At 64.3% G+C, this 8,992-nt stretch carries 7 protein-coding genes; 3 read left to right on the forward strand and 4 right to left on the reverse strand.

Annotated elements, in window-relative coordinates:
* Positions 1-88: 88 nt before the first annotated feature.
* The 4 genes from RMO81_RS09435 to epmB form a co-directional block, all read right to left on the reverse strand.
* Entirely contained in the window at positions 89-583 is a 495-nt protein-coding gene (locus RMO81_RS09435; protein ID WP_310475587.1) for a Dps family protein, read from the reverse strand.
* A gap of 108 nt (positions 584-691) precedes the next feature.
* A complete protein-coding gene (locus tag RMO81_RS09440) occupies positions 692-1,396 on the reverse strand; it encodes a hypothetical protein (protein ID WP_310475588.1) in 705 nt (234 codons plus the stop codon).
* Positions 1,397-1,419: 23 nt separating this feature from the next.
* Positions 1,420-1,806, reverse strand: a complete 387-nt coding sequence (locus RMO81_RS09445; RefSeq protein ID WP_310475589.1) for a glycine zipper 2TM domain-containing protein — start codon at positions 1,804-1,806, stop codon at positions 1,420-1,422.
* A gap of 82 nt (positions 1,807-1,888) precedes the next feature.
* Positions 1,889-2,923, reverse strand: a complete 1,035-nt coding sequence (epmB, locus tag RMO81_RS09450) for an EF-P beta-lysylation protein EpmB (RefSeq protein WP_310475590.1) — start codon at positions 2,921-2,923, stop codon at positions 1,889-1,891.
* Positions 2,924-3,054: 131 nt separating this feature from the next.
* Here epmB and RMO81_RS09455 point away from each other — a divergent pair, with 131 nt between their 5' ends.
* The 3 genes from RMO81_RS09455 (at position 3,055) to RMO81_RS09465 (ending at position 8,821) form a co-directional block, all read left to right on the forward strand.
* Positions 3,055-5,196 carry an FAD-dependent oxidoreductase gene (locus RMO81_RS09455; protein ID WP_310475591.1) on the forward strand — a complete coding sequence of 714 codons (2,142 nt, stop codon included), beginning with the start codon at positions 3,055-3,057 and terminating at the stop codon, positions 5,194-5,196.
* Between the two features lie 102 nt (positions 5,197-5,298).
* The gene (locus RMO81_RS09460) at positions 5,299-8,322 is read left to right on the forward strand and encodes a TonB-dependent receptor (protein WP_310475592.1); all 3,024 of its coding nucleotides are present in this window, start codon (positions 5,299-5,301) and stop codon (positions 8,320-8,322) included.
* Between the two features lie 13 nt (positions 8,323-8,335).
* Positions 8,336-8,821 carry a Na+ dependent nucleoside transporter N-terminal domain-containing protein gene (locus RMO81_RS09465; RefSeq protein ID WP_310475593.1) on the forward strand — a complete coding sequence of 162 codons (486 nt, stop codon included), beginning with the start codon at positions 8,336-8,338 and terminating at the stop codon, positions 8,819-8,821.
* Positions 8,822-8,992 lie beyond the last annotated feature (171 nt).

Below are 8,992 nucleotides of genomic sequence, written 5' to 3' on the forward strand. Positions count from 1 at the left end.
CCGGCAGCGCGCAGGAGGAAGCGGCCAAGCTGGGCATCATCGCCGGCAGCCTGGCCTCTGCCCTGATCGGGATGGCCGTGCTGCGCCGTTAACCCAGGTTGGCACGCAGCATCCACGCGGTCTTTTCGTGGACCTGCATGCGCTGGGTGAGCAGATCGGCAGTCGGTTCATCATGCGCGGCATCGGCGAACGGAAAGACGTTGCGCGCGGTGCGGACCACCGCCAGCTGATCTTCGGCCAAGATGCGCACCATGTCGGCGGCGGCCGGCACACCGTCGGCCTCCTTGATGGTCGACAGCTTCGCGAACACCGAATAACTGCCCGGCGCCGGCTCACCCAACGCGCGGATGCGTTCGGCGATCAGATCGACTGCCAGCGCCAGTTCCGTGTACTGGCCTTCGAACATCAGGTGCAGCGAATTGAACTGCGGGCCGGTCACGTTCCAGTGGAAATTGTGGGTTTTCAGATACAGTGTGTAGGTATCGGCCAGCAGGCGCGACAACCCATCGGCAATCGCCCGGCGCTGCGCATCGGGCATGCCCAGGTTGATCGCATCATCCTTGGTCTTCTTCTTGGCCATCATCCGTCTCCCTTTTGTGGCAACAGGATAAACCGGGCAGGCAAATGGCGTCCATCGGGATTATCCGATGAACGCCATCGCTTCAGTCACTTTGCCGTCAACGGCAGGCGCTTATCGGCAAACCACCCGGTTGCGATCGACACTGTTGCCGATCACGGCACCCAGCGTGCCGCCGATGATGCTGCCCAGCACCTTGGAGCCGCCCGGCGCCAGCACGTTGCCCAGCGTACCGCCGGTGAGACCGCCGATGATCAGGCCAGTGGTGCCATCGCTGCGCCGGCAGTAATAGCGGTTGTCGTATCCGCGCCAGACTTGATCATTGGCACCCAGGTAGCGGGGCTGATAATTGTTGCCGGGGCGATAGAATTGTTCGGCGTGCCAGCCCGGCCGGTTCCAGCCGTCATTCTGCCAGCGATAATCATTGGCGCGCCAGCCCTTGGGACGGCCACCGGGGCCCCAGCCGCGGCCATTGTTGCCATTGCCGCGCCGGCGGTCATCATCATCCCAGCCGCCACGACGGCGATCATCGTCCCAGCCCCCACCCCAGCCGGCCTGATAGAGATCGGCACGATCCTGCTGGAATTCGCGCTTTGCCCGATAAAGCTCGCGCCATTCCTCGCGGATGTCGCGGGGGTCACCGCGATACTGCGCACGGGCCAGATCGCGGCGTTCGTCCTGCACACGGTCCCAACTGCGCGCCACTTCGCGTGGCGACGCATTGCGGCGATCGCGCCAGTCATCATCACCGGCCAGGGCCGGGGTGGCGGCGCCCAGGGTGAGCAAGGCCAGACCCAGGCTTATCTTCATGCTGTCCATTGTCGCTCTCCTTGGTTCAAATTTCAGCGGCACACGGTGCGGCCGCGATCGATGCTGCGGCCGAGCAGGCCACCCACCACCGCGCCGGCCACAGTGGCCACCGTCTTGTCATTGCGCCGGGCAACCTGATTGCCGATCACGCCACCTGCAATGGCGCCCAGCACCGTGCCGGTGCCGCCGCTGCTGCGCCGGCAATAGCCATCGTTGCCGTTCCACTGATTGCCACGGCGATTGTCGTTCCAGCCGGCGTTGTCATAGCCGCCGTCGTCATAATAACCGCCCTGATAGCCGCCATTGTAACCACCGTTCCAGCCGGCCTGCTGCACAGGTTCGTGCCACTGCGCGGCGGCCGGGGCAGCAATGCCCAGGCCCAGGGTGGCGATCAGTGCGATGGTCAGCTTCGTCTGCATTGCCCGTCTCCGGCTGGTGTTGATACACCCTGATTCGCACAAAGCACATGTGAACTGTCTGAACGGACTTGTTATCGCTCGTTCAGATTGGCAGCGCCCACAACGGAGTCTTGGCCGCCTCGCCGGGCACTTCACGCACGATGCGCGGCACCAGATAGCCGGGCAGCAGCCCACGCAGTTCCGCCTCGATGGTGCGGGCGCGGGCTTCGTCCACATCGAAATGGGCGGTGCCCTCGACCGGATCGGTGAGGTGCAGATAATAAGGCAGCACGCCGGCGGCAAACAGCCGGCGGCAATGGGCAGCAATGGTGGTGGCCGCGTCGTTCACGTGGCGCAGCAGCACAGACTGGTTGAGCAAGGTCACCCCCGCCGCCCGCAACTGGCCCAGCGCAGCGGCGACGTCGGCCGAGATTTCCCGTTCATGATTGCTGTGGGTGACAAGCACGACATTGAGCCGCGTGTTGCTGAGCAGTTGAACCAGCGCCGGGGTAACCCGATCCGGAATCGCCATCAGCGTGCGGCTGTGCAGGCGTAACGTGGTGACATGCGGTATGGCCGCAATCGCCGCCACCAGCCCTGCCAGCCGTGCATCTGAAAGGCTGAGCGGATCACCGCCTGACAGGATGACCTCTTCGATGGCGGCATCGCCGGCAATCAGCGCCAGCGCCTCGGCCTCGCCGCTGCGGGTCAGCATGGCGGCGCCATAATCGGTGTGGCGGCGGAAACAATAACGGCAGTGAATGGCGCAGGCGCCCGACGCGATCAGCAGCGCCCGGCTGCGATATTTGCGCAAAACGCCGGGCGCGGCGCGATAATCCACTTCCTCCAGCGGATCGGTCAACCGGCCAGGCTGCGGCAATGCCTCCTGCCCCAGCGCCAGCACTTGCAGCAGCAGCGGATCGGCGGGATCACCACGCCTGATCAGCGAGCGATAGTGCGGCGGGGCTGAAATCGGAAAGTCCGGATCGTCGATCACGCCTGCTGCAAAATCGGTCGGCTCCAGGCCAAGTTCGGCGAGCAATGCCGCCGTGCTAATGCGCGCGGCGCGGGCCTGCGCCTGCCAGTCTGCAGCGGGCGGCAAGGGGAGTGCGGTGACGTTGGCATTGACGGGGGACATGGCTGTGGGACTTAACCAATCGGCCGCACAAAGCAAACATGTGCATCCTTTGCCGGCATTGGTGCGAACAAGGGCTTTGCGTGAACGCCCGTTTGCGTCCACTTTGCCGTGATGAACCGAAAGCCTTTCCGATGAAACGCCTGCCCATCATTCTGCTGTTCGTGGCAGCGATCTTCGCCTGGTTCCAATTTGATCTGGGCCAGTATCTCACGCTCGATGCGCTTAAATCGCGCCAGGCCGATATCGCCGCGCTCTATGCAGCCAAGCCGCTACAGGTGATCGGCGGCTATTTCGCGGCCTATGTGGCGCTCACCGCGCTGTCGTTCCCCGGCGCTGCGATCATGACTCTGGCCGGCGGCGCGATCTTCGGCGTCGGGCTTGGCACCCTCATCGTCTCGTTTGCGTCCACCATCGGCGCGACCCTGGCCTTCCTTGTCTCGCGCTATCTGCTGCGCGACTGGGTGCAGGGCAAATTCGGCGAACGCCTGTCGGCCATCAATGCCGGCATCGAACGCGACGGTGCCTTCTATCTGTTCTCGCTGCGGCTGGTGCCGGTGTTCCCGTTCTTCGTCGTCAATCTGTTGATGGGCCTCACCCCCATTCGCACCTTCACCTATTTCTGGGTCAGCCAGATCGGCATGTTTCTCGGCACCATCGTCTATGTGAACGCCGGCACGCAGCTGGCCGGTATTTCCAGCCTGGGCGATGTCGCCTCGCCGGGATTGCTGGGGTCGTTCGCGGCGCTCGGCCTGCTCCCGTGGATTGGTAAGGCGGTGATGGGGGCGCTGAAACGCCGCCGGGTGTACGCCCGCTGGACACGGCCCAAGCGCTTTGCCCGCAACCTGGTGGTGATCGGCGGCGGCGCGGCCGGGCTGGTTTCGGCCTATATCGCCGCCACGGTGAAGGCCAAGGTGACACTGGTCGAATCCCACAAGCTGGGCGGCGACTGCCTGAATTATGGCTGCGTGCCGTCCAAGGCGCTGATCAAATCGGCCCGCATCGCCCACCAGATGCGGCACGCCGAAGCCTATGGCCTGACGCCGCAGACGCCGACGTTTGATTTCCGTGCCGTCATGGCCCGGATTCGCAGCGTGATTGCCACCATCGAACCCAACGACAGCGTGGAACGCTACACCGGCCTCGGTGTCGATATGGAGCTGGGTTACGCCCGCATCATCGATCCGTGGACAGTGGAAATCGCCCGTCACGACGGCACCACCCAGCGCCTCACCACGCGCAGCATCGTCATCGCCGCCGGTGCTGCGCCGCTGGTGCCGCCGCTGCCCGGCCTGACCGCCACCAACCACCTGACCAGCGACACGCTTTGGGATGCCTTCTCGGCGCTCGATGCCATCCCTCACCGCATCATCGTGCTCGGCGGTGGCCCCATCGGCTGTGAGCTGGCGCAGGCGCTGGCCCGGTTGGGCGCCCAAGTGAGCCAAGTTGAAATGGGCCCACGCGTGCTGCCGCGCGAAGATGCGGATGTCGCCGCCATCGCCCACGCATCGCTGGTCGGTTCCGGCGTGGAGGTGCTCACCGGCCATGCCGCGCTGCGGGTGGAAGGCGAGCAGGCGCTTGTGGTCAGCCACAACGGCGCCGAGCGCGCCCTGCCCTATGATGCGCTGATCGTCGCCGTTGGCCGCAAGGCGCGGCTCACCGGCTATGGCCTCGAAGAACTTGGCATCGAAACCAACCGCACGGTGGTGACCGACGATTATCTGGCCACGCTCTATCCCAATATCTACGCCTGCGGGGATGTGGCTGGGCCCTACCAGTTCACCCATGTCGCCTCGCACCAGGCCTGGTATGCCGCGGTGAATGCGTTGTTCGGCCAGTTCCGCCGCTTCAAGGCCGATTACCGCGTCATCCCGTGGACGACTTTCCTCGATCCCGAAATCGCCCGCGTCGGACTGTCGGAAGACGAAGCCAAGGCCAAGGGCATTGCCGTTGAGGTCACGACCTACCAGCTGCACGAACTCGATCGCGCCATTGCCGACAGCGCCACCACCGGCTTCGTGAAAGTCCTCACCCCGCCGGGCAAGGACAAGATCTTGGGCGCCACCATCGTGGGAGAGCATGCCGGCGAGCTGCTGGCCGAATATGTGCTGGCGATGAAGCACGGGCTGGGGCTCAACAAGCTGCTGGGCACCATCCACACCTATCCAACCATGGCCGAAGCCAACAAGTTTGCCGCCGGCAACTGGAAGCGGGCGCATGCGCCGCAGGGCCTGCTGGCGTGGGTGGGCCGATATCATGCATGGCGGTTACGGTAGCAGTGGGGGGTAACTTTTGACCGGCTTGCTGCGTATCTGAGACGTGGCAACCATCGCAGCCGTCGGGCTGCCGGCGGATCACTGGATAAATGGGGAAATTGAATGAAGGGTTTGAACCGGGCTGCGGCCGTTTTTCTGGCCAGCGCGGCGGTGGTGGCGATGCCGGCACAGGCGCAACAGGCCGGCATCCAGATTTCGGTGGTAGATGCCATCAGCGGTGCGCCAGCCGCCAATATCGAAGTGACGATCGAAAACCCCGGCACCGGTTTCCGCCGCGTGGCCCGCACTGATGCGCAGGGCCTGCTGCGACTGGAAGGCCTGACCACCAGCGGCCAGTTCCGCATAAGTGCCGCTGCCAGCGCCGCCTATGACGCCGCCGAACCGCAGGCACTCACCCTGCGCAGCAATTTTTCCAGCAGCATCACACTGCGGCTCACCCCCGTCGGCCAGACCATCACGGTGACCGGCACGCGGACTGTTGTTGGCCTCAACGCCGTCAACGCCGAAGTCTCCGCCTCATTGGGCCGTGAGCAATTGACCGCCCTGCCCATCGAAGGCCGTGATGTGATCGGTTCGCTGATCCGGCTGCCCAACGTTGTGGCCAGCACCGGCTTCTTCCCGGAAGCGCCGTCGATCTCGATCAATGGCTCCAACGGCCTCGACACCAATTATCTGATCGACGGGTTGGACAATAACGAGAATTTCCTCGGCGGCATCAAGTTCCCGGTGCCACTGGGCTTCACCCGCAGCGTGACCGTGCTCGCCAACAGCTACTCGGTTGCCTATGGCCGCACCGCCAACGGGATCGTGAATTACACCACGCCGTCGGGCAGCAACGAACTGCACGGCGAGGCCTATGCGCTGGTCCGCCCCGGCCGGCCGCTGGATGCCGCCTCGCCCTTTCCGCGCCGCGACCTTTCCGGCAACGCCGTGGGCGAAAGTTTCGAGCGTTATCAGGCTGGTTTCGCGCTGGGTGGTCCCATCGTGAAGGACAAGACGTTCTTCTACATCAACTATGAGTTCACCCGCGACCGCAACACCCAGGTGGTGGATGCGCCGCTGCTCGGCATCACCGACACAGTCACCGGCAACAACCAGTTCCACCTTGCCTCGCTGCGGCTCGATCATCGCCTGACCGACGATTGGACCCTGGGCCTGCGCGCCAATATCGGCCGTGTCAGCATCGAACGGCCCGGCGGCGGGTTGGGCGGCGGCAACAGCAGCCTGCCCTCGGCCGGCTCCAATCAGGATCGCCACTCCACCCTCGTCGCGGCGACCGCCAGCTATGCCGGCGACGATTGGAGCTATGACGGCGCGGTGCAGTATGCCCGCTTCCGCTGGGATTATGGCGAAGCGCTGGCCGGCCCGGGACCACAGGTGGTAATCCGTGACCCTTCTGGGCTGGCCGCCGGCGTAGTCGGCCACCCCGGCTATCTGTTCGACAGCCTGGAAGAGACGATCCAGACCACGCACCGGCTGCAACGCCGGTTCGGCGCGCACCGGCTGCGGTTGGGCGCCGACGTGATCCACAGCAAGTTCACGTTGCTGGGCGGCGGCAATCCGGATGGCAATTTCGTCGTTGATCTGACCGCACCGCAACTGGCCGCGCTGCGTGCCGGCGGCCGCGGCCTGGGGCTGACGGCCAGCGACGTGTTGGCGCTCAACCCGGTGGTGGCCAATTACGCCGTTGAATTGCGGCCGCAATCCTTCGGCACCGATCAGACACTGCTGGCCTTCTATCTGGAAGACGAATGGCAGATCAGCCCGCGTTTCACCGCCACGCTGGGCGTGCGCTGGGATTATGACAGCCTCACCGCCAAGGGTGCTGGTGGCGGCGATTTCGACAATATCGCGCCGCGACTGGCCTTGAACTGGCGGCCGGATGCGCGCTCGTCGGTGCGTTTTGGCGCCGGCATCTTCACCGGTAAACTGTCCTATGCCGTCATTTCCGACGCCCTTCAGCGCAACACCACGTCGGCCGGCTTCATCAGCCAATTGGGCCAGTTGCAGACACGCGGCCTGATCCCGACCGGTATCAACCTGGGCGACGTGACGTTCGACGGCAATCTCACCGCCACCCCGCCCTGCGCCACGGTGGCCGCCTGCCCGACCCCAGCGCAGGTGCAGGCGCTGCGCGGCACCGCCACGCTGGGCGAAGCGCGCATATTGTCGCCCACCGGCTATGACAGCCCGTGGAGCCTGCAATTGAGCGGCGGCTATCAATATCAGGCGACCTCGACACTCACGCTGAGCATCGACACCATCTACAGCCGCTCCCGCAATCTGGTGCGCCTGCGCGACCTGAATGCGCCTACAGCGTTCACGCCCAACGCCGCCGCGCTAACCCCGGCCAATATCGCCCTGCTGCAAGGAGCGCCAAACAATGCCGCACGGGCGGCGCTGGCGCAGACTTTGGGCTTGGTGCGCACCCAAGCCGCCGCCGATGCAAGCAGGCCCGTCGCGCTGTTGCCAGGCGGCGCACGACAGATCACCGTTTCGGAAACCGAAGGCGCTTCCGAATATGTGGCGCTGATCCTGCAGGCGGTGAAGGAACGCGGCGCCGACGATTATGGCTTCCGCCTGAGCTACACGCTGTCGCGGCTGCGCAACGACACCGACGACATCAATTTCCGCGCCGCCAACGCCAATGATTTCAGCACCGAATATGGCCCGTCGGCCAATGATCGCCGGCATGTCATTTCAGCGGTAGGCTATCTTTATCCGATCGAGGGCCTGACGCTGACGGCGGCCGGCCTTTTCCAATCGGGCCAGCCGGTCAATCTGGTGCCCGACGCGCGGATTTTCGGCACCCAGGATCTGAACGGCGACGGCGCTTCGTTTGGCGAGAATTTCGTCGGCAATTCTGACCGTTTCCCCGGTGCATCCCGCAATTCGGCGCGGCTGCCGTGGTCGGCGACGGTCGATCTTGGCATCCGCTACCTGCTGCTGAAGCGCATCGAGCTTTCCGCCGACGTGTTCAACCTGTTCAACGCCAACAACCAGTCCGGCTTTGCCAACGCCGCCACCACGTCGAACCAGGTGCAGTTCGGCGGCGGCGCGCCGTTCGTGCAGCGCAACGCCGGCCCGCCACGGCAGTTCCAGTTCGGTATCGCGTACAAGTTCTGATATGCCCGCTGCCATGCAACAATTTCAGGGCGTGATCGGGCTGGCGGCCGTGCTGCTGCTGGCCTGGGCGTGCAGCGAAGACCGCGCCAATCGGCCCGGCTGGCGCTGGCTGGGCGGTGCGCTGCTGCTGCAACTGGCGATCGCCGTCATCGTCGTGAGGGTGCCGCCAATCTGGGCGGCGGTCGGCGTGGCCAATCAGGGCGTTGCCGCCGTCGAAAAGGCCACGCTGGTCGGATCGTCCTACATGTTCGGCTATCTCGGCGGCGCGCCGTTGCCTTTTGCGCTGCCACAAGGCGTCAACCCGCCGCTGATCATTGCCTTCCAGATATTGCCGCTGATCATCGTCTTTTCGGCGTTGTCCGCTTTACTCTGGCATTGGGGCATCCTGAAGGCGCTGGTGCGCGGGCTCAGTTGGGCGCTGCGGCGCACATTGGGCGTGTCGGGCGTCGTTGGGCTGGGCGGCGGCGGCACCTTGTTCCTGGGCGTGGTTGCCAATTGATCGATAGCATGCCCACTAAGACACCTTTCAATAACATCAACCAGTTGAGCTCGTCAATCGAGACTGGTGTCTTGCTGCTACATAAATATAGTCAGCTAGATAAGTCTAGCTCGACCACTGCATATGGCAGTAACAACCAACAGAATAGGTATATTAGCATACTGATGAATA

It is taken from the genome of Sandarakinorhabdus sp. (assembly GCF_031422795.1).
GTDB lineage: Bacteria > Pseudomonadota > Alphaproteobacteria > Sphingomonadales > Sphingomonadaceae > Sandarakinorhabdus.

Coding starts and splice junctions, on each gene's coding strand:
- RMO81_RS09440 (WP_310475588.1), bottom strand. CDS start 1,396: ATGGACAGCATGAAGATAAGCCTGGGTCTGGCCTTGCTCACCCTGGGC.
- RMO81_RS09435 (WP_310475587.1), bottom strand. CDS start 583: ATGATGGCCAAGAAGAAGACCAAGGATGATGCGATCAACCTGGGCATG.
- RMO81_RS09460 (WP_310475592.1), top strand. CDS start 5,299: ATGAAGGGTTTGAACCGGGCTGCGGCCGTTTTTCTGGCCAGCGCGGCG.
- RMO81_RS09465 (WP_310475593.1), top strand. CDS start 8,336: ATGCAACAATTTCAGGGCGTGATCGGGCTGGCGGCCGTGCTGCTGCTG.
- epmB (WP_310475590.1), bottom strand. CDS start 2,923: ATGTCCCCCGTCAATGCCAACGTCACCGCACTCCCCTTGCCGCCCGCT.
- RMO81_RS09445 (WP_310475589.1), bottom strand. CDS start 1,806: ATGCAGACGAAGCTGACCATCGCACTGATCGCCACCCTGGGCCTGGGC.
- RMO81_RS09455 (WP_310475591.1), top strand. CDS start 3,055: ATGAAACGCCTGCCCATCATTCTGCTGTTCGTGGCAGCGATCTTCGCC.